The sequence below is a fragment of the Aeromonas sp. s2 genome (assembly GCF_040907935.1).
GTDB lineage: Bacteria > Pseudomonadota > Gammaproteobacteria > Enterobacterales > Aeromonadaceae > Aeromonas > Aeromonas dhakensis.
The window spans coordinates 182,889-203,265 of the sequence record NZ_JBFOCR010000018.1 but is presented as its reverse complement, the minus strand read 5'-3'; the positions used below and the strand labels follow the sequence as shown (position 1 = coordinate 203,265).

20 protein-coding genes and 1 riboswitch are annotated in these 20,377 nt (G+C 62.9%); of the genes, 9 read left to right on the top strand and 11 right to left on the bottom strand.

The genetic code is table 11. The features are described from left to right. Window positions 1-45: 45 nt before the first annotated feature. Complete coding sequence (locus AB5Y81_RS15305; RefSeq protein ID WP_017787419.1) at window positions 46-588, bottom strand: fimbrial protein; 543 nt, start codon at window positions 586-588, stop codon at window positions 46-48. A 952-nt stretch (window positions 589-1,540) separates the two neighbouring features. Further along, window positions 1,541-1,626, top strand: a riboswitch (cyclic di-GMP riboswitch). 93 nt (window positions 1,627-1,719) lie between these two features. On the opposite strand from AB5Y81_RS15305, the gene AB5Y81_RS15300 reads away from it, so the two are divergent. From AB5Y81_RS15300 to AB5Y81_RS15290, 3 genes are all read left to right on the top strand, one after another. Then, a complete protein-coding gene (locus tag AB5Y81_RS15300) occupies window positions 1,720-2,043 on the top strand; it encodes a fimbrial protein (protein ID WP_279484935.1) in 324 nt (107 codons plus the stop codon). A gap of 493 nt (window positions 2,044-2,536) precedes the next feature. Beyond that, window positions 2,537-5,284, top strand: coding sequence for a collagenase (locus AB5Y81_RS15295; RefSeq protein WP_279484936.1), 2,748 nt, complete (start codon window positions 2,537-2,539; stop codon window positions 5,282-5,284). Between the two features lie 166 nt (window positions 5,285-5,450). After that, the gene (locus tag AB5Y81_RS15290) at window positions 5,451-6,389 is read left to right on the top strand and encodes a vancomycin high temperature exclusion protein (protein ID WP_279484937.1); all 939 of its coding nucleotides are present in this window, start codon (window positions 5,451-5,453) and stop codon (window positions 6,387-6,389) included. A gap of 53 nt (window positions 6,390-6,442) precedes the next feature. Here the strand turns inward: AB5Y81_RS15290 and AB5Y81_RS15285 are convergent, their stop codons facing one another. Both AB5Y81_RS15285 and AB5Y81_RS15280 read right to left on the bottom strand, forming a co-directional pair. Then, window positions 6,443-7,057, bottom strand: coding sequence for a superoxide dismutase (locus AB5Y81_RS15285; protein ID WP_279484938.1), 615 nt, complete (start codon window positions 7,055-7,057; stop codon window positions 6,443-6,445). Window positions 7,058-7,078: 21 nt separating this feature from the next. Beyond that, window positions 7,079-7,504, bottom strand: coding sequence for a hypothetical protein (locus tag AB5Y81_RS15280; protein WP_010635274.1), 426 nt, complete (start codon window positions 7,502-7,504; stop codon window positions 7,079-7,081). 291 nt (window positions 7,505-7,795) lie between these two features. On the opposite strand from AB5Y81_RS15280, the gene AB5Y81_RS15275 reads away from it, so the two are divergent. Both AB5Y81_RS15275 and AB5Y81_RS15270 read left to right on the top strand, forming a co-directional pair. Then, a complete protein-coding gene (locus tag AB5Y81_RS15275; RefSeq protein WP_005308335.1) occupies window positions 7,796-8,707 on the top strand; it encodes a triacylglycerol lipase in 912 nt (303 codons plus the stop codon). Continuing rightward, window positions 8,704-9,447: a lipase secretion chaperone gene (locus AB5Y81_RS15270; RefSeq protein WP_279484939.1), complete on the top strand. Its 744-nt coding sequence runs from the start codon at window positions 8,704-8,706 to the stop codon at window positions 9,445-9,447. The genes AB5Y81_RS15275 and AB5Y81_RS15270 overlap by 4 nt, the downstream gene beginning before the upstream one ends. Window positions 9,448-9,511: 64 nt before the next feature. Here AB5Y81_RS15270 and AB5Y81_RS15265 read toward each other — a convergent pair whose 3' ends face one another. From AB5Y81_RS15265 to sgrR, 3 genes are read right to left on the bottom strand one after another with little or no spacing between them, the layout of a single operon-like run. Then, on the bottom strand, window positions 9,512-10,225 hold the full coding sequence (locus tag AB5Y81_RS15265; RefSeq protein ID WP_279484940.1) for a hypothetical protein: 714 nt from the start codon (window positions 10,223-10,225) through the stop codon (window positions 9,512-9,514). 31 nt (window positions 10,226-10,256) lie between these two features. After that, window positions 10,257-10,652 (bottom strand): thioesterase family protein, encoded by a 396-nt coding sequence (locus AB5Y81_RS15260; protein ID WP_005308329.1) that lies wholly within the window; start codon window positions 10,650-10,652, stop codon window positions 10,257-10,259. Between the two features lie 35 nt (window positions 10,653-10,687). After that, on the bottom strand, window positions 10,688-12,421 hold the full coding sequence (gene sgrR / locus AB5Y81_RS15255; protein WP_279484941.1) for an HTH-type transcriptional regulator SgrR: 1,734 nt from the start codon (window positions 12,419-12,421) through the stop codon (window positions 10,688-10,690). 100 nt (window positions 12,422-12,521) lie between these two features. Here sgrR and AB5Y81_RS15250 point away from each other — a divergent pair, with 100 nt between their 5' ends. From AB5Y81_RS15250 to AB5Y81_RS15240, 3 genes are all read left to right on the top strand, one after another. Next, a complete protein-coding gene (locus AB5Y81_RS15250) occupies window positions 12,522-12,698 on the top strand; it encodes a hypothetical protein (protein WP_005308325.1) in 177 nt (58 codons plus the stop codon). Between the two features lie 129 nt (window positions 12,699-12,827). Then, complete coding sequence (locus AB5Y81_RS15245) at window positions 12,828-14,096, top strand: O-acetylhomoserine aminocarboxypropyltransferase/cysteine synthase family protein (RefSeq protein ID WP_010635281.1); 1,269 nt, start codon at window positions 12,828-12,830, stop codon at window positions 14,094-14,096. Between the two features lie 109 nt (window positions 14,097-14,205). After that, a complete protein-coding gene (locus AB5Y81_RS15240; protein ID WP_279484942.1) occupies window positions 14,206-14,835 on the top strand; it encodes a glutathione S-transferase family protein in 630 nt (209 codons plus the stop codon). Window positions 14,836-14,952: 117 nt separating this feature from the next. Here the strand turns inward: AB5Y81_RS15240 and AB5Y81_RS15235 are convergent, their stop codons facing one another. Both AB5Y81_RS15235 and AB5Y81_RS15230 read right to left on the bottom strand, forming a co-directional pair. Next, window positions 14,953-16,128 (bottom strand): iron-containing alcohol dehydrogenase, encoded by a 1,176-nt coding sequence (locus tag AB5Y81_RS15235; RefSeq protein WP_082038613.1) that lies wholly within the window; start codon window positions 16,126-16,128, stop codon window positions 14,953-14,955. Between the two features lie 167 nt (window positions 16,129-16,295). Further along, the gene (locus tag AB5Y81_RS15230; protein ID WP_005308316.1) at window positions 16,296-16,748 is read right to left on the bottom strand and encodes a hypothetical protein; all 453 of its coding nucleotides are present in this window, start codon (window positions 16,746-16,748) and stop codon (window positions 16,296-16,298) included. A 465-nt stretch (window positions 16,749-17,213) separates the two neighbouring features. Between AB5Y81_RS15230 and AB5Y81_RS15225 the strand changes: the two genes are divergently transcribed. Continuing rightward, on the top strand, window positions 17,214-18,686 hold the full coding sequence (locus AB5Y81_RS15225) for a C69 family dipeptidase (protein ID WP_279484943.1): 1,473 nt from the start codon (window positions 17,214-17,216) through the stop codon (window positions 18,684-18,686). Window positions 18,687-18,746: 60 nt separating this feature from the next. On the opposite strand, the gene AB5Y81_RS15220 is transcribed toward AB5Y81_RS15225, so the two are convergent. From AB5Y81_RS15220 to AB5Y81_RS15210, 3 genes are read right to left on the bottom strand one after another with little or no spacing between them, the layout of a single operon-like run. After that, entirely contained in the window at window positions 18,747-19,493 is a 747-nt protein-coding gene (locus AB5Y81_RS15220; protein WP_279484945.1) for an SDR family oxidoreductase, read from the bottom strand. Between the two features lie 56 nt (window positions 19,494-19,549). Next, window positions 19,550-19,795: a DUF3624 domain-containing protein gene (locus tag AB5Y81_RS15215; protein WP_005308310.1), complete on the bottom strand. Its 246-nt coding sequence runs from the start codon at window positions 19,793-19,795 to the stop codon at window positions 19,550-19,552. After that, complete coding sequence (locus AB5Y81_RS15210) at window positions 19,792-20,271, bottom strand: N-acetyltransferase (RefSeq protein WP_279484946.1); 480 nt, start codon at window positions 20,269-20,271, stop codon at window positions 19,792-19,794. The genes AB5Y81_RS15215 and AB5Y81_RS15210 overlap by 4 nt, the downstream gene beginning before the upstream one ends. Window positions 20,272-20,377 lie beyond the last annotated feature (106 nt).

Sequence of the window (20,377 nt, the reverse complement as noted above, 5' to 3'; positions counted from 1 at the left end):
GTGGCATCAGCCACCACAACCCTGGTCACACGTTAAGGCAGTCGATTACTCGTAGGAGAGAGTAAAGTTGGTCACTGCAGTGAAAGCGCCGGCTTTCAGCGGGTTGGCGGTCTGATCGGCATAACCTTTCAGCACGGCGCTGAAGGGCAGCTCGTTGTCACCGTTGACCAGGCCGAAGGCGGCAGTCGGAGTACCCAGTACGATAGCGGCACCACCCGGAGCGGTCATCTTGATACCGGCACCAGCGGCGTCACCACCACCGATAACCAGCAGGCTGGAATCTACCGGGTCTTTGGCACCGCTGAAGGTAACCTTGACGGCATCTTCGGTGTCGGAGATTTCACAGTTCAGCAGCTTGATGCTGAACGGCTTGGAGTTGGACTCGCCACCGTTGGCCAGCTCTTTGGTGCTGATCTGACCCATTTCAACTACCTGGTCAACAGACTCAGGAGCAACGGAGCAAGGAGCGTTGATGATTTCACCGTTGAAGGTGACTTTGCCTGAACCAGCGCCACCGGCAGCAAAAGCGGTGCCGCACAGCAGCATGGAACCAACACCCATAGCAACCAGAATTTTGTTAGCTTTCATTCGTTTATACCTACATTAACGTGTGTTGTACTGCATCACTCCAATCATGCTGGAGTCACGATCTTCAGTGATGCCGCGATATACTGCACAGCATGCCGGTGCCTGTTCTCTCATTAAGCCGGTGAGAGGCGGCATCAGTAACTTGCTGTGCCTTTATGGTTTATCTAAATAAGCAAAAGCAGCTCACCGCATAAGGAGCAGTTCCCGCTACACCTCAACTGCACAACTACATACATCCTTGTCGTCTGTGTAGAAAGCCGTGCTCCGCTTTTGCTTGATGAACAAATTAACGACTCATATGATGCACATCAAATACATTTTGATTTTTATAAATTCTTTTATAAACACATAAAAAACAATTACTTACATCCATGACAACACATTTACGAATGCCGTAAAATAAATATCGTTCATATAGCAAACACGGATTGGATTATTTTAAATCAGACAACTTCAACCGCTTAACAGCAATTAACAAAAACACAACAACAAAATAATTCCAGATCACGTTTTTTGTTTCTTGAATACCCCTGACCTCATACATAAAACAGCTCAGGTAATCAGGTAATCAGGTAATCAGGTAATCAGGTAATCAGGTAATCAGGTAATCAGGTAATCAGGTAATCAGGTAATCAGGTAATCAGGTAATCATTCTAACCAGGTTCCACTTGTGAAGGGAAACACCAACAAGCTTCCTTTTATTATCCCCCTGTTCACTCCCAAGGTCATGCTGAACCATGTTTGTGATCGACATAAAAAATACTGAGCTCGCCCGTTATCCATAATGGCAAGGGAGATAAGAATGAATTTTTCAGGATATTAATTCAAAAAAACATTAAGGAAAACCAGCCGTTTATCCTGGACCGCGGAGAATAAAAAACTATTTGTGACCGATACCTCACACTTTTTTATGGTGATTGATTTCTCAAAGTGCGATGTTATCATCTAGACATAGAGTAAAGGGCAAACCGATCGAAAGGTCGGGACGCAAAGCCACCGGTCTAAGGGTTCATAACCTAAGACAGCGGAGCTGCCATCTGAGAAGAGCGATGTCATCAGCTGTATCTGTGTCATTCTCTTTGATTGCGTTGCCCTTTTCGTACAACGACATGTGACGAAAAGGACATAAAAATGAACACTTCCACCACTTCCGTTCGCAACAGCGCCATCCGTTTTGCCTCTTCTGCCGCCGCAGCCATGCTGCTGGGTGCCGCTTTGTTGCCTGCTACTGCCTCCGCCTACGATGGCAGCGTCACCTTCACCGGTACCATCTACGAAGCCCCCTGTGACTTCTCCGACAACAGCGTGACCTGCTACTCGGGCACCCAGCGTCAGACCATGGATCTGGCCAGCCTGCAGCAAGCCGGCAGCCTCAATACCATCAGCAGCACCATGCAGTACAAGCTGTCTGCTGGCAGCAGCAACATGGCCATAGTGACCGTCAGCTACCTCTGATCCCGTCATTTCCGTCACCCGCCCGAGGTTGTTCATTGCCTCGGGCGGATCTGCTCGCACCGTGAAGGGTGAGCACCCACTGCCATGCTCAGGCAGCGGCTGATAACGCCTGCCCGCGACTCCCCATCACTTTTCCTCCTATTTTTTCTGCGTCCATACCGAGCGCAGCCAACTGCCTTCTCACTACGCCCCCAACTTTCTGCTCAGACAAGTCAGCGCTTTTTCTGCGGGTTTGCCGGCTTCGCATTGTCGCGACGCCACATGACCAGCACATCTCAAACGAGACTTTGATCACAGTTGCCAGCCTCAGACTGAGATCCCCCCCAGATGGCAGATGAGTCCTTGCTATCAACCAGGCCCCCAATGGGGCTCACTTTGTTTTGATTCAATCTAAATAAATGATTTATATGGCCTGATTGGTGGGTTGATATCCTTTTGGAGCTGAATAGATTGCACGCGTCAATCACGCAGACAATCAAGCAAAGGGATAAAAATGAACAATCTGGGTACCAGGTTGCTGCTGCTGGCAGCACCGGGCCTGCTTGCCACTTCGGCGCTGGCCAACTACTCCCCCTCCGACTGGCAACAGTATCAACTCAAAGGTGAATCCAGCCGTCAGCTGGGGGATCAGCTCACCGAAGTGACCTACGAGCTGAGCGCCCGCAGCACCGACGCCCCCTATCAACAGCTGAGGGTGTATCGTCGCTTCGACTGGAGCGAAGCCAACCTGGCTGCGCTGGCAGAACAGCAGTGCGGCGAGCCGCAACTCAAGATCGAGCAGGGCTGGCAGATCCGCTACCTCAGCTGTGAAGAGGTGGTACCGGCCGGCAAGGCCGTCCCGGCCAGCAGCTATGACTTTGGCTACGGCATGAAACAAGGCCGCTGGGAGCCCCTGGCAGGCACCCCGACCGCGCCGCGTCAGGATCGTCTGCCGCTGGCGGAGCGGGTCATCCTGGGTCACAGCGAGCAGGAGCTGGATCGCTGCGAACTCAACGCCGAGGGGCGCTGCGCCGAGCAGGCATGGCAGTACCAGCCGCAAAACTGGCAGCAGCTGAAGATGCTGGAGGAGACCCCCAACGAGCGGGATGGCCGCCTCGAGCAGATCTTCTTCCGTCTGCAGCCGGTTGCGGGCAGCCAGGCAGCCCGTCAGGTGAGCGAGCTGCACGTCTGGCGCCAGTACACCTGGTTGCTGGAACAGGCCAAGACCCAGCAGGAGTGCGATGAACCCCAGACTCGTCAGGAAGGGGACAAGACCATCAGCTATCGGGTGTGCCGTCAGACCCTGCCCGCCGGCAGCGAGGTGCAGGTGGTGTTGAAGGACACCGGCTATCAATACCCGGTGGGGGGCAGCGAATGGCAGACCCTGCCGGAAACAACCGAATGGCAGGAGAGCCGGGTGCTCAATCGCCCCATCATGCTGGCCAGCAAGGAGGAGCAGCTCGACTGCCGCCGTGCCGACGGCCGCGCCTGCTCCGAGCCGGACCTGCCCGATACCGATCTGCTGGACGCCGAAGCGGCCAGGATAGTGCAGGATGCCAGTGGCCAGCCCGCCCCTGTCTGGCAGGAGAACTATGGTCACGACGATGCCAAGCTGCTGGCCGTGTCCCGCGGCATCCAGAGCCTGTTGGCGGCCAATCAGCCGGCCCATCCGGCCATGAAGCTGCTGCTGGAATACGTACGTGCCCACAACTACCACAACTACGGCAAGCACAAGGAAGACGGCCCGGCCGCCGCCGAGGCGCTGGCCGAGGCGCTGACCGCGCTCGGTGCCCATCCGCTGCTCTTCCCGGAGCAACCCACCGATGAGGTGGGCTCCGTGATCGGTGCCTGGAGCATCGCCCTGCACGGCCAGTTCAAGAGCCCGGCAGTACAGAGCCGCTTTGGTACCCTGCTCGGCGAGTTCAACCAGATGCTGGCCTACAGCACCCGCCATGCCAGCGAGATCAACGGCCAGCACGCCTGGGCGACCGGCCTGTTCGATCTGCTCAACTTCCTCGACTTCGCCAGCGACTACAGCGATCCCTTCGCCAACGATTTCCGCCAGCAGGATGGCGAGCTGCGCAAGCAACTGCACGCCCTCGGCATGAGCGAGCTCGCGTTGTGGAAAGGGCGGGATGGCGCCGATCTGTTCTTGCTCAACAACGTGCTGGATGCCTACACCCGCCTCTACCGGGTCGCCCGCTATACCCGCCCGGACGAGCTCGACGGCTACCGCAGGCTGCTGGATGACTCCGTCATCTCCCTTGTTCGCCACCACGACCTGATCCCCGGTGGTCAGCAGAGCCAGGATCTGCTGGAAGACATGTCGCTGACCCTCTCCACCTACTACCTGACCTACACGGACCGCACCAGCGAAGCCTGCATCAGCGGTGACTTCGCCGGGCTCTGCACCCCGATCCGGGTGGAGGACGTGCTGCCGTTCGAGCACACCTGCTCGCCGACCCTGCGCCTGCGGGCCCAGGATCTGACCATGGATCAGGCCGAGGGGATCTGCCGTGAACTGGGCGCCGAAGAGCAGCAGTTCCATCAACAGATGGAAACTGGCTGGCAGCCGGTGGCAGACGATCACAACGAGGCTCTGGAGCTGGTGATCTTCGACTCCTCCGCCGACTGGAAACGCTACGGCAGCGCCCTGTTTGGCGGCGTCTCCACCGACAACGGCGGTATCTACATTGAGGGAGATCCGGCTCGCCCCGGCAACCAGGCCCGCTTCTTCGCCTATGAGGCGGAGTGGAAGCGCCCTGCGTTCCAGGTGTGGAACCTGCACCACGAGTACGTGCACTACCTTGACGGCCGCTTCAACCAGTACGGCAGCTTCGGCCACTACCCGCTCAACCGCACCACCTGGTGGTCGGAAGGGCTGGCGGAATTCATCGCCCACGGCCAGTGCTTCGCCCGTGGTCTGGACAACGTCGCCGGCCGCCCGGCAGGCGATCGTCCGGCCCTGGCCGACATCCTGCATCTGGATTACGACAAGGGCGGCGAGATGGTCTACTCCTGGTCCTACACTGTGCATCGTTTCCTGAACGAGACCGGTCGCGGCGCCAGCTGGCTGGCCATGGCTCAGGCCCTGCGCAACCCGGATCAGCAGCAGGCGATGAGCGCCTTCGAAGCCGAGCTCGACCAGCTGATTGCCAATGACAGCGAGGCCTACCAGCAGTGGCTCGGCCGCGAACTGCTGCCCTGGTGGGAGGCCAACAAGGACTCCGACGAGTGCAAGGCCAACGACTCTTCCCACTGAGACGCTGGCATCAATACCCAAGGGCGGCCATGGCCGCCCTTTTTATTGGAAGATGATAAGCAGCACAGGATCAATCAGTTAGCCATTCCCGCCATGCGACAACCTCTGCCCGAGTGACGCCATCTGCGGTCATCAAGCCTGACGCGCGGCGGCAACTTGTAATAGAATGACCCCCTGTCATCTCTTACTTCAGACCCGAACCGCACCGCGCATGAAGAAGTTTGCCAAGATCCTGCTCGCCTGCCTCTGCCTGTTGCTGGCCTCTGCCGCCGCCCTGCTTGGCTACAGCGAGTGGACCGTCTCGGACGCCCGTCACTACACCTATGACGACGTCAACGCGGTGCCCTACAACCGGGTCGCCCTGGTGCTCGGCACCTCCAAGTACCTGATTGGCGGCAGCCCGAACCACTACTTCAAATACCGGATCAAGGCCGCCGCCGAGCTCTACAACAACGGCAAGGTGGACTACATCCTGGTCTCCGGCGACAACGCCACCGTGCAGTACAACGAACCGCGCCAGATGCGGCGGGCCCTGATCCAGGCCGGTATTCCGGCCAGCGCCATCTATAGCGACTACGCCGGTTTCCGGACTCTGGATTCCATCGTGCGGGCCAAGGAGGTGTTCGGCCAGGCCCACTTCACCGTGGTCTCGCAGGCCTTTCACAACGAGCGCGCCATCTTCATCGCCCGCCATTTCGGCATCGAGGCGGTCGGCTTCAACGCCGTGGATCCCAGCGCCTATCAGGGCATCAAGACCCGGGTACGCGAGGTATTCGCCCGGCTGATGGGGCTGCTCGACCTCTACGTGCTGGACAAGGGGCCCAAGTTCCTCGGCGAGCCCATCGTCATCGGCGGCCCGATTCCCTGCCAGGCGTTGAGCACCATAGGCGCTAGCCAACCCTGCCTGCCCATCAAGCCGCCCTCTCATCAGCCGAAGGCCAAGCCGGCAGCGGTGGTGAGTGCAGCAACCGCCACCAGTGCGGCGGGCGCAACCAGCGGTGCCTTGGCCACCAGCGCCGCCGTGCCGAGCGAAGCCACTCCCTTAGAAACTCCGGCTGCCGCCAGTGCGGCAACGCCAACCGGCAGCACACTGACCCCTCAATAGCAGAGACCCGCCATCAGGCGGGTCTCTTTTATTGGGATTGGTATTTCCAGCGATCAGGCCAGCGCCGCCACGTAGCGCCGTGCCACCTCGTTCCAGTCGATCACCTTGTAAAACGCGGCTATGTAGTCGGGGCGCTTGTTCTGGTACTTGAGGTAGTAGGCGTGCTCCCACACATCCAGCCCCAAGATGGGCACCAGCCCATCCTGCAGGGGGCTGTCCTGGTTGGCGCTGCTCACTACCTGCAGCTTGCCGCTGCCATCGACCACCAGCCAGGCCCAGCCGCTGCCAAAGCGGCTCAGGGCGGCCTGGGTAAAGGCCTGTTTGAAGGCCTCAAACCCGCCCAGATCCCGTTCGATCGCCGCAGCCAGCTCGCCGCCCGGCTCACCACCCCCTGCTGGGCTCATCACCCGCCAGAACAGGCTGTGGTTGGCGTGGCCGCCGCCGTGATTGCGCACCGCCCCCTGCACTTTGGCAGGCAGGCTGTCGAAGCGGGCAAGCAGCTCCTCCACCGGCAGCGCCGCCAGTTCGGGGTGATCGGCCAGCGCCGCATTGAGGTTGTTGATGTAGGTCTGGTGATGGCGACTGTGGTGGATCTCCATGGTCAGCGCGTCGATGTGGGGTTCCAGTGCATCGTAGGCATAGGCAAGGGCAGGCAGGGTATGGCTCATGGTCACCTCTGTTTATTGTGATTAATGCAGTTGCGGGGCTGGCTCGGTCTGGCACAGACACTGGCCGAGGCAGCGGCGGATGCCGTCGTGGCTGCCGTGCTTGCGCACGAAGGCGAGCAATTCGGTATGGGTGCTGCGGGTGTGGCGCAGGGCGGCATCCCGCAGGGCGCCGGAGCTGGCGGGGGACTGGCTGGTGGCGAGCAGGCAGTCGTGAATGTGACACAGCAGGTCGGCGGCCCGATCCGGCAGCGCCATCGCCACCAGCAGATCCGCCAGGTTGTGGTGGGCCACCACCAGCGCGGCCACCGCCTCGTCCACATCGTGCCAGTCGGCAAACTGCTGGCGGGCCAGCCACAGCGCCTGCTGATAGCAGGAGAGCGCCTTGGCGTGCTCACCGGCATCGAAATGGCGGTTGCCGCTCATGGTCTGCACCTTCCAGTGCACCATGCTGCTGTCGCTCTCCCCCGTCCCTACCCAACCTCTTACCCAGCTTGCCGACATAGGCTCCAACACCACAAATGATAATAATTATTATTTAACTTATATGAGGGGCGAACACAAGGGATAGTTGTGCCGGCACAGCCAACAGCCCTGCCCATATGGGTAGGGCTTTTTTGAATCTGTCTGTTTGGTGATCATTTGCACAGATGCAAACGTCCCGTTCCGCCATGCTGGTCGGTATCGGCATGATGCCGGTGGCTGCCGCTGCGGCAGTCTCTCTTCACAAGGATGGACAAGATGAAAAAATGGCTATTGGTGCTGTTGTGCGCCCTGCCCATGCTGGGCCAGGCGGCAGGTTATACCCAGACCCGCTACCCCATAGTGCTGGTGCACGGTCTGTTCGGTTTCGACAAGCTGCTCGGGGTCGATTACTTCTACGGCATCCCCCAGGCCCTGACCCGGGATGGCGCCAGGGTCTACGTGGCCCAGGTCTCCGCCACCCAGAGCTCGGAACTGCGCGGTGAGCAGCTGCTCAAGCAGGTACAGCAGGTGCTCGCCATCACCGGGGCTGAGAAGGTGAACCTCATAGGCCACTCCCACGGCGGCCCCACCATTCGCTACGTTGCCTCGGTCGCTCCTGAGCTGGTCGCCTCCGCCACCAGTGTGGGCGGGGTCAACTACGGCTCGGAGATCGCCGATCTGGTGCGCGCCAACGTGGCACCGGGCTCGGTGGCCGAGAAGCTGGCGGTGGCCGCCGCCTCGGCCCTGTCCGGGGTCATCTCGCTGCTCTCCGGGGGCAGCCAGCTGCCACAGGATCCCCTCGCCGCCCTCGACGCCCTCACCAGCGCCGGTGCCCAGCGCTTCAACCAGCGCTATCCGGAAGGGCTGCCCAGCCAGTATTGCGGCGAAGGGCCCATGCAGGCCGCCAACGGGGTCTACTACTTCTCCTGGAGCGGGCGCGGCACCATGACCAACATCCTGGATCCGGTGGATCCGGCGCTGGCGCTGACCGGCAGCTTCTTCAAGGAGCCCAACGACGGCCTGGTCGGAGTGTGCAGCAGCCACCTCGGCAAGGTGATCGGCACCGACTACCGGATGAACCATCTGGACGAGGTGAACCAGTCGTTCGGCATTCGCCACCTGTTCGAGACCGACCCGGTCGGACTCTATCGCCAGCATGCCAACCGCCTGCAGAGACTGGGGCTATGAACAAGGCCTGGTTGATGGCCGCTCCGCTGGGAGCGGCCCTGCTGCTGGGGGGTTGGCAGCTGTGGCCCGCCCCGAGCCCCGACTCGGCCGCCCCCATGGCGCAAGAGGCCGGGCCGGCCTCCCCCCTGGGCAGGCAGGTGGCCCCCTCGCCCGCTGATCACTCGCTGCAGGCTCGCTATGAGGCCTTTCTTGCCGCCGAAAGCAGCCTGACGGTGCCGACCGATCCGGGCCTGGCCAGCCTGCAGGTGCTGTTCGACGAGCGCGAGCAGTTGCGCCAGCAGAGCTTCACCCCGGCCGAGCAGGAGCAGCTGTTTGCCGAGAATCGGCTGATGGAGCAGTGGACTCTGCGCCGCAAGGCGCTGGCGGAGGCTGGCGATGCCGACAAGCCGCTGCTGGCGAGCGAGCTCGAGCTCTGGCTGGCGGAGCAGCCCCAGTGGTTTCGGGAGGCGGAGGCCAACAGCCGCCTGCTCGGCGACCTGCAGAGTCTGGAGCGACTGCCCGCGGCCGAGCGCGACGCCGTGCTGCGCGAGCAGCTGGGGCCGGAGGCGGCGGACCGGCTGCACCAGCTGGCGGAGAGTCAGCAGGGATTCGAGCAGCAGCTGGCCGGCTATCTGGCCGAACTCAAGCCTCTACCCGCCGAGCGGCGGGCCGAACAGCAGCCGGAGATCCTGGCGCGCTGGTTCGAGCCAGGCCAGTGGCGACGGGTGGAAGCCCTCACCCGACTCAGGCTGGGCGAGTGACCGCCACAATAACCAGAATAAAAAGGGGCCCACATCTGGGCCCCTTGCTTTGATACTGCCGTGCTTACTGCGGCTTGTTGGCGCCCGGCAGCGGCTGCCAGGTCAGGCGGGTCACCTGGGTACCCTGTACCTCGCACTTGAGGCTCAGGTCCTGCCACCCCTTGTCACGGCGCAGGGAGACTTCCCCCTCGATGCCCTCGGCACGGCTCTTGAGCTTGTCCTGCTCGAAGGTCACCTTGTCGCCACCGGCCAGCGCCATCAGCTTGCCGTTGCAGAGCCAGTGGGCGAGCTCCGCCCCCTTGAGCTTGACGCCCCCCTTGGCCGCCTTCTGTTCGGCGGCGCTCGGCGCAAACAGCTGGCCCAGCTCGGCCGCCCGTTTGGTGAGCCAGGCTTCTCGCTGCTGCATGCTCATCTTGCTGACGAACTCGGCGGGCTGTCCCTTCTCGTCCAGCCACCGGGTCAGCTTGCCGCTGTCATCAAAGGCAAACTGGGCGGCGGGCTCCTTCACCCCGAACAGCTTGCCGCCCTTGAAGTAGTAACGGCTCTCCCCTTCCTGCTTGCCCTGCTCGTTCATGATGGGCACGGCGATGATGACGGGAGATCCATCCACCCAGGCCTTGATGTCTATGCCGTCGTGGCTGAACAGACGGGTATCGAGGGCACTCTCGGCCCCCTTTTCCATCAGGGAGAACTGCTCGGCGAGGGAGGCCGCCATCGAAGGCAGGGAGCAGAGCCCCAGTCCCAGGCCGAGGCTCAGGGCGATCACGGTATTGCGCATAAGTGTCCTGTGATTGGCCTAAGGGCCAAGGTTAGCTTTCTATCAGCCAGGCCCGCAGCTCCTCCCGGTGGCGATCGCCCAGGGGGATGGACTGGCGGGACTGGTAGTCAAAATGGATCAGGGTGGTTTCGGCGGTCACCGCCAGCTCGCCCTCCTGCCAGGCTTCCTGCCAGAGCGTGAAGGAGCTGGAGCCGATGCGGCGGACCCCGGTTTTGATCAATACCTGCTGGCCGTAGAACAGCTCCCGTTTGAACTGCACCGTGTAGCCCGCGATGATCAGATGCCAGTTGTGCACATCCAGCTCGGGGGAGAAGATGCGAAACAGCGGGTCGCGGGCCGATTCAAACCAGACCGCCGGCACCGTGTTGTTGATGTGGCCGAGGGCATCTGTCTCTTGAAAACGGGGTTGGATCTGCATTTCCAGCATGGATATCGACTCCTTGTCGTTGGACCGCGCTCAGGCTAACGCGGCCCGCCCCTGGACTCAAGCTCCCCCGTCGTATCGCCGGCGCCGACGACCAGCTCCGGGCGCAGCCAGGCGCTGCGAAAATCGAACCAGCCGAGCGCCGTCATCCGCACTCCGTGCACGCCGACCCGGCTCTCCAGCTCCAGCCAGTGGTGAAACAGCGGCACGAACCAGCCCTGTTGCTGCACGCTGGCCAGCAGCGCCCGCGGCCCCGGCTCCTCGCCGCTGGCACGCCACTGCGTCAGCCCTTGCCACAGGCCATGCTGGCCGCCCCACACCTTGCGCAGCAGCGGGGTGCCCTGCAGCCAGGCGTAGGGGGCGAAGGCGTGTTCGTGCTCCAGGTTGAGGGTGCCAAGCCAGAGATCCACGTCCTCGTCCGCCCCGCTCACCCAGCGGCCGTAATCCAGGGTGCGTACCTCGAGCTCGATACCCTGCTCGGCCAGCAGGCTGCTCATGGCGTTGGCACACTCGTTGAACTCCAGGTGCTGGTTGAAGCAGGCCAGCACCAGCTGGCGTGGCAGTTGCTTAGGCGTCGGCAGCGGGGCCGGCTGCGCCTCGCGCCAGTGGGGCAAGAGACCCAGCGCGCTGGTCCAGCCCCGCTGCAGCTCGGGGGCTACCCGCGCCATCAGGGCGATGGGGTTGAGCAGGCCGGCCAGCCACTGGCGCAGGGCAGGATCCTGCAAGGATGCGGATCTGTCGTCCTGCAGCAGGAAGTAGCAGCCGGATTCGAGCTCGGATTCGCCGCGCATGGTGCCGAGCTCCGGGCTGTCGCGCCCCAGCTGCAGGTGGCTCTCCAGCCGCTCCGCCAGCTCCGGCAGCATCCAGATGTCGATCTCGTCGAGCAGGGCGCGCAGCCCGAAGTAGTCGTCGAATGCCTCGAGGCATAGCTGCAGCGGGTCGTTGGCGGTCACCCGGTAGGGGCCGGTGCCCACCGGCTGCAGGGCAAAGCCCGCCTCCCCCTTGAGCTCGCGCGGCAGGATGACGGCCACCGGCTCCGCCAGCAGGTGGGGCAGCAGGGGATCCGGGCTGTCGAGGTGCAGATCCAGGGTGCGCGGCCAGGGGCTCTCCAGCCGGGCCAGATGGGCGAACAGTGGACGATCCCGCAGGCTCTGCAGGCTCTCCGTCACGTCCTCCACCACCAGCTCGCGGCCGTGGTGAAAGCGCACCGCCGGCCTCAGGTAGAAGCGCCAGTGACAGGGGCCGAGGCACTCCCAGTGGTGGGCGAGATCCCCCTCGATTTCCCCATTTTCCTCATTTCGCCGGGTCAGGCCGTTGAAGATCTGGCGGCTCAGGTGGATTTCGGAGCGGCGCAGCGGGCCGGTGGGCAGCAGTTGGGGCAGTGGCCGGTAGTAGGGCACCCGCAGGATCTGGCGCCCTGCCCGGGTGGCCTGGCCGAGCTGTTCGATCAGCAGCGGGGTGAGCAGATCGAGGCGATCTTCCGCCAGCCGCACCGCCTGAGCCAGCTGGCCCTGGCTCAGCAGCTCCCGCAGTCGGCGCCGGGTCAGGCTCTCCTGGTTGTCCAGCAGGGTGAGGCGGGAGCGCCGCCCCCGCCCGGCCTCGGCGGACCAGCCGAGCCAGCCCTGCTCCTGCATGCGGCGCAGCAGCAGGCGGGCGTTGCGCGGGGTGCAGCAGAGCAGATCCGCTACCTCGGCGAGGCTGATTTCCCGCTCGTCGCAGCCGAGCTGCTGGGCGAGCCGTTGGAATTGCTGGTAGAGGCGGCTGGTGGGCATAAAAGAGGAAATCCTTGTGCTGAAAGTCATCAGTTTTTACTTCCGCATTTTAGCTCAATACTGCTGGCGAACGTGAGAACCACAGCACAGGAGCCCCATCATGAGCCACGCCACCCCCATCAAGCCGAACCGGATCCAGCAGATCCTGCGCCGTTACTTCAAGCGGATCCTGCCCCGCCCGCTGCCGCTGATCGAGGATCCCATGAGCCAGCTCAACCGTCTGATGCAGTGGGACATGCACCAGATCGACGACAAGGAGTATCGCCGCCGCCTCTGAGCCGGCCTCCCCCACGCCCGACGAGATTGCTTTGCCGGATCTGATGGTTTACATCGGCCAAGGGCCTGATAGATTGGACGTCTATCCATCTATGACTGCTATCCAGCAACATCCAACAAGGAGTGTGTGATGAAAGATGCGACCCTGGCCCTGCACCACGGCTTTGCCAACGACCCCACCACCAAGGCCGTTGCCGTGCCCATCTACCAGACAGTGGCCTACGAATTCGAGAGCGCCCAGCACGGGGCGGATCTGTTCAACCTGGCGGTGCCTGGCAACATCTACACCCGCATCATGAACCCCACCAACGATGTGCTGGAGCAGCGGATGGCCGCGCTGGAGGGGGGCATAGCCGCGCTGGTGGTCTCTGCCGGTTCCGCCGCCATCACCTATGCCATCCAGGCGCTGACCGCCGCCGGCGACAACATCGTCTCCACCCCCCAGCTCTATGGCGGCACCTACACCTTGTTCGCCCACATGCTGCCAAGCTTCGGGGTCGAGGTGCGCTTCGCCAAGGATGACAGCGCCGAGGCCATCGCTGCCCTCATCGACGACAAGACCAAGGCGGTCTACTGCGAGAGCATCGGCAACCCGGCCGGCAACATAGTGGACATAGCCGCCCTGGCCAAGGTGGCCCACGCCCGCGGCGTGCCGCTCATCGTCGACAACACGGTCGCCACCCCGGTCTTGTGCAAGCCCATCGAGCACGGCGCCGACATCGTGGTGCACAGCCTGACCAAATATGTCGGCGGCCACGGCAACTCGCTGGGGGGCGTGGTGGTCGACTCGGGCAAGTTCCCCTGGGCGGATCACGCCGAGCGTTTCCCCCAATTAACCCAGCCTGAGCCCTCCTATCACGGGGTGGTCTACACCGAGGCCTTCGGCCCGGCCGCCTTCATCGGGCGGGTGCGCACCGTGCCGCTGCGCAATACCGGCGCGGCGCTGGCTCCCATGAACGCCTTCCTGCTGCTGCAGGGGCTGGAGACCCTGAGCCTGCGCATGGAGCGCCACGTGGACAACGCCCTGCAGGTGGCCCACCACCTCAAGCATCACCCCAAGGTGGCCTGGGTCAGCTACGCCGGGCTGCCGGGTCACCCCCACTACCTGCTGGCGGAGAAGTACATGGCCGGCCGCCCCTCCGCCATCCTCTCGTTTGGCCTGAAGGAGGGCTACGAGGCGGGGGTGCGCTTCTACGATGCGCTCAAGATCTTCAAGCGGCTGGTCAACATCGGCGACGCCAAGTCGCTGGCCTGCCACCCCGCCTCCACCACCCATCGCCAGCTCAGCGAAGAGGAGCAGGCCAAGGCCGGAGTCAAACCCGAGATGATCCGGCTGTCGGTGGGGATCGAGGCCATCGAGGACATACTGGCGGATCTGGATCAGGCGCTGGAGGCCTGACGCAAACGGTGCGGGAGCGGGCATCAGCCCGCTCTTTTTTAGCTGCAGCGGTGAACCCGTCGCCGCGCCGCTGCGTACTACCGCTTCTTGTCACTGCGTCGAGGTATTCATGATAGTCCTGCACCACCTGAACAAATCCCGCTCCCAGCGCATCATCTGGCTGCTCGAAGAGCTGGGCCTGCCCTATGAGATCAAGGCCTACCAGCGCGATGCCACCACTTTTCTGGCGCCCCCCGAGCTCAAGGCCGTCCACCCCCTCGGCAAGTCGCCGGTCATCGAGTTCGACGGCCGGGTGCTGGCAGAATCCGGTGCCATCACCGAATACCTGATCGCCCGCCACGCCCCGGACCGGCTGGCACCTGCCGCCGACAGCCCGGACTATGCCGAGTACCTGCAGTGGCTCCACTTCGCCGAGAGCTCGGGCATTCTGCCGCTGCTGCTCGACATGTTCGTGCGCAAGGACGGCAGCCCGATGCGCTTCCTGCCGGACTACGCCAAAGCCGAGTGCGCCAAGGTGCTGGGTTATCTCAACGAGGTGCTGGCAAGCCGCCGCTATCTGGTGGCCGATCGCCTCACCGGCGCCGACATCCTGAACTCCTTCCTGGTGGATCTGCTGGCCCAGAGCGGCCAGCTGGCTCAGTTCCCGCACCTGCAGGCTTACTGGCAGCGGCTCAACGCTCATCCGGCCCGCCAGAAGGCGGCGGCGCTGGAGCGAGAGCTGGACCGCAGCGCCGAATAAGCGCCCGGCGCCACCATGCAAAACGCCCCGATGATCGGGGCGTTTTCTTTTCCGTTGGTCAGCCGGTGAGCAGAGGGCGTGGGAGAGGATCCGCGCCACCATGGTTGCCAGGATGACTTACAGCGCGTGGGAGAGGATCCTGGCGACCTTGTCCGGATCTATGTCCTGCTGCTCCCCGAGCGCGGTCAGGCCGAACAGCTTGAGGTTGGAGCAGATCCCCGGGATGCAGCGCGCATCCAGGCCATAGTCGGCGAGGCGGGTACCCACCCCCATCTGCTGGAAGAACTGCTCGGTGCGAATGATCGCCTCCTCGATGCGCAGCGCCTTGTCCTCGCGGCTGGAGTGCCACACCCGCTCGGCGAACTGGGCCAGCTTCTCCTGCTTCTGGGCCGCTTGCTCCCGCAGCAGGGAGGGCAGCACCACCGCCAGACTCTGGGCATGATCCAGTCCGTGCAGGGCGGTGAGCTGGTGACCGATGGCGTGGGTGGACCAGTCCTGAGGCACACCGCGACCGATGAGGCCGTTGAGGGCCAGGCTGGCCGCCCACATCAGGTTGGCGCGCACCTGGTAGTTGGTGGGCTCCGCCAGCGCCCGCGGGCCGTTGTCCACCAGCACCTGCAGCAGGCCTTCCGCCAACCGGTCCTGCACCTCGCCCCCCACCGGGAAGGTGAGGTACTGCTCGAGGATGTGGACGAAGGCATCCACCACCCCGTTGCCCACCTGGCGCGGCGGCAGGCTGTAGGTGGTGGTGGGATCCAGCACCGCAAACACCGGCTGCACCAGCGGGTTCATGAAGGAGAGCTTCGCCTCCCCCCGGCTCACCACGGCGGCCGGGTTGCTCTCCGAACCGGTGGCCGGCAGGGTCAGCACGCAGCCGAGCGGCAGCGCCGCCTTGATGGGGGCCTTGTGCAGCAGGATCTCCCAGGGATCGTCCCCCTCGAAGCGGGCCGCGGCGGCCACGAACTTGCTGCCGTCCACCACGGAACCGCCACCCACCGCCAGCAGGAAGTCGATGCGCTCGCGCTTGACCAGATCCACCGCCTCCATCAGCTGGTCGTACTGGGGATTGGCGCCGATGCCGGGGAACTCCAGCCACTCCCGGCCTGCCAGCGCCTGGGTCAACTGGTCATAGACCCCGTTCTGCTTGATGCTGCCGCCGCCGTAGAGCACCAGCAGGCGGCTGCCGGCCGGGATCAGTTCGGGCAGTTTAGCGATCTGGCCTTCACCGAAACAGACGCGGGTGGGGTTGGCATATTGGAAGTTGTACACGGCAGAGCCCTCGGTTGAATGCATGCAGAGGGATTGTGCGCCTGTGGCCCCCACAGGTCAAAGAACGCGGGCACGCCCTCACATTGCACCGCGGATGCGGGTTGCCGGCAGGGCAGCTCATTCACTGTGGTCAGCGGGGGCAAGGGCTTGCCCCCGCTGACCATGGATTGCCGTTCGAGTCATTCCGCTGCTCAGGCGCTCTTGCTCTCTTCCTTGCTGCTCTTCTTGCCGGTGAGGCGGTCCATGGCGTCTTGCAGCATGGCGTCCCGCTGCTCGTTGAGCGGCTTGCTCTGCTCCGCCCGCTCCTCGGCGCTCAGCTGCTTGTTGTCGGCAATCGCCTTGAGCTTCTCTTCTATCTCGTTGAACTGCTTGCGATCAAAGCCGAGCGCTTTGTCCACCAGCTGCTGCAGCACGCCCCCCTTGTCGGAGCTCATGTCGAGCGCCGGCGGCAGCTTGCTGTTCTTGGCGAGGTGTTCATAGGTCAGCGCCTGCTGGGCCTGGCCGGTTATCCGCTGGGAGGAGAGGTTGACCAGATCTTCCCAGCCGCCGCCACCCTGACCGCTGTCGGCGCTGCTGAGGGTGGCGAGGGCGCGGTTGTTGGAGGCGCTCTGGGCAAGCTGCTGGCTGTAGGGTTTGATATCCATGGGGGCTCCAGTCTGCATGCCAAACCGGCATGACGAGGTCGCTGATTCGATGGTATGAGGCGCCTGGCCCCATCATTGGCAATAAAACCAGCAAGTTGCAGGCCAACTTGTCAGGCTGAACGAGATCCCCGCCGTGGCAAGCCCGCAGCCGGTCACGGCCCAGACACAGCGTCAGAATCATGACTCATCCGCTGCTTTTATCCCGATTTCCGACACATACAACTACCTCAAAAACTCCGCGCCACATAAACAGCAGGAACGCCTTGCCGATCACAAAACAAACAACCAGCGAGGCATACAATTTTGGCGCACCATCGGGCAAGCAAGCAGCGTTATGGATGATATGTTTGCGAATTCAACCAGATGCAGACCTGTCTACCGTCGGATCCCCGACCCAGTCCGGTCACTCCCGGCCGCTTCTCCCGCCCCCTGACGCGCATCCACCGCAACCTTTCGGGCATAACCATGAAAAAACACACCTTGAGTCTTCTCTCCGCCACCCTGCTCACCCTGCTTGGCACCAGTGCCGACGCCTGTACCGGCCTTATCGTCGGCAAGGGCGCCAGTGCCGATGGCAGCGTGATGATCGCCAGAAACGAGGATTTTGGCGTCAACAACTGGAATAAATACCTGGCCTTCCGGCCCGCGCAGCAAAACGAGGGCAAGACCTGGAAACTGGGCAACGGGCTGGAAGTGCCGATGCCCAAAGCCTTCTTGGCCTACTCCGCCATCCGTGACTGGGATGCCGCCGGCAGCGACCCGGACGGCAAGTATTACGAGGAGCGCGGCATCAACGAGGCCAACGTCGCCATCTCGGCCACCACCAGTGCCGAGGTCAACGACAAGGCCCAGAAGGCCGATCCACTGATTGAGAAGGGGGTCATCGAGGCCATCATTCCGACCCTGATCCTGCCGCAGGCCAGGACGGCCAAAGAGGGGGTCGAGCTGCTCGGCCGCTATGTGGAGCAATATGGCACCGGTGAGGGCAACAGCCTCTATCTGGCGGATGTGAACGAGGCCTGGCTGATGGAGATCGGCTCCGGCCACCACTGGATCGCGGTGCGGGTGCCGGACGATAGCTACGCCATGGTGGCCAACGGCCTGCGCATCCACGGCGTCAATCTCGACAGCGCCGACGTGCTGCACTCGCCCAAGCTGCTGGAGTTTGTACGCGAACACAAACTGCTGGATAACGCCGACCCGAAAGAGTTCAACTTCGCCAAGGCGTTCGGGGTCATCGCTGACCCGTATAACGTGGATCGGGAGTGGCTCGGCCAGAAGATGCTGACGGCCTCTCACCAGCAGCCAACCCGGCAGGCGCAGTACCCGCTGTTCATGAAGCCGGATGCCCCCATCGCCGTGCCGGACGTGGCCAGGCTGCTGAGCGCCACCTATGAGGGCACCCCGCTGGCGGGCAAGGCAGAGCGGCCGATCCGCATCGATCGCCAGCTCGAATCCCACGTCATCCAACTGCGCAAGGAGATGCCCAAAGAGCTGCAGGGGCTCATCTGGCAGAGCTACGGCGTGCTGGCCGAATCCGTGATGGTGCCGCTCTACAACACGCTGGAGTCCTATCCCCTGCCCTACCGCACCGGCAGCGACAGCTACTCCGATGACTCCGCCTACTGGCAGTTCCGCAGCCTGACCGCGCTGGCCAGCGCCGATCCGGACAAATACCTGCCGCTGCTGCGCGGCGTCTGGAGCAAGGAGAGCAGCAAGCTCTACCAGGAGGTGACCCTGCTCGACCAGAGCCTCAAGCAGGCCTATGCCGGCGACAAGGCCACCGCCATCGGGCTGGCATCCGACTACTCCTATGGCCAGCTGGAGAAGAGCTATCAGATGGCCAAAGAGTTGCGCTACAAGCTGATGACGGATCTCACCAAGCGCACCGAGCAGAAGTATTCGCCGGAGGAGTTCAAGAAGATCATGAGCCTGTAAACAGGCCCCAAAACAGAGAGGCTCCCAGGGGAGCCTCTCTTATTTCATCCGCAGCAGCCATCAGCGACGGCTGATATGAAGCGGGCCGAAGGTCTGCGCCACCGGCATGATCTCGATGCTGTTGATGTTGACGTGAGCCGGCTGCTGGCTGATCCAGAGCACGGTATTGGCGATGTCTTCCGGCTGGATCGCCTGCACGCCCTGATAGACGGTGGCCGCCTTGGCGTCGTCACCGTGGAAGCGCACGTTGGAGAACTCGGTGCCGCCGCACAGACCCGGCTCCACGTTGGTGACACGGATGGCGGTGCCCGCCAGATCGGCGCGCAGGTTGAGGCTGAACTGCTTCACGAACGCCTTGGTGGCGCCGTAGACGTTGCCGCCCGGATAGGGGTAGGTGCCGGCGATGGAACCGATGTTGATGACGTGGCCGCGATTGCGTTCGACCATGCCCGGCAGCAGCAGGCGGGTCAGCAGGGTCAGACCGCTGATGTTGGTGGCGATCATCTGCTCCCAGTCCTCGAGGTCTGCCTTGTGGGCCGGCTCCAGCCCCAGCGCCAACCCGGCGTTGTTGACCAGCAGATCCACCTCGCGCCACTCGGCCGGCAGCCCGTCGATGGCGGCGCGGGTGACCGCCTTGTCCTGCACGTCGAACACCAGCGGCAGGAACTGGGCGCCCAGCTCGTCGGCCAGGGCGGCCAGCCGTTCGGCGCGGCGGCCGGTGCCGATCACCTTGTAGCCCGCCTGCACCAGCTGACGGCTGATGGATTCACCAAAACCGGACGAGGCGCCCGTTACCATTGCAATCATCTGAACCTCCATTTCTACAGCGCTATTGTTATTTATCTGTTTGAAATCAATCTTATCTATTCGTCGCTCAATTCACGCCCGCTCGCCTTGCGCCAGATGAACACCAGCAGGTGGAGCAAAAACAGGCCCGAGCCCCCCAACGCGAACAGCAGGCCGGTGAGGGCATTGACCGAGGTGTCGGCGCCACACCACCACCAGACCAGCCAGCCTACCAGGCCGATGGCGAAGGTCTGGCCGGCGCAGACCGGGCAGCGCCCCAGCTTGGCCCTGATGGCGGTGGCGAGACAGTTGTCGCAGCTCATCCCCTCTCCTCTTCTCTCTTCTCTCCGGCCAGCTTCAGCACCAGCCGGTGGGCATGCTGACCGTGGCCATAATAATCCAGCAGCTTCTGCCTTGGCCGAAAACCCAGCCCGCGATAGAGCGCCTGCGCCTCTTCATTGGCATCGCCCACCTCCAGCCGGATCGCCCCCCAGCCGGCCTCTTTGCCCTCCCGGATCACCTGCTCCAGCAGGCGGCGGGCCCAGCCCTGGCGGCGGATGGTCCAGCGGATGGCGAGGGTCTGGATGATCAGCCGATCCCAGCCCCTGTGCTCCAGCAAACAGAGATAGCCCATCAGCTGCTCCTGCTGGTCCAGCACCAGCAAGGTACGCCCCTTGGCCTGGGTCAGCAGATAGTGCCAGCGGCTGCGGCCAAAGGCGACTTCGGGGGGAAAACAGTAGCGTTCCAGCTTAACGATGGCGCCCAGATCATCGGTCCGGGCCGCGCGCACGGTCAACACGGGGAATCCTTGTTCGGTTATTTATCTTCATCACCAAAAATGCGACTTGTATCACAAGTTACCAAGGCGGCATATTAGGCACTGTAACCTCTTGTTTCCCCTCGCG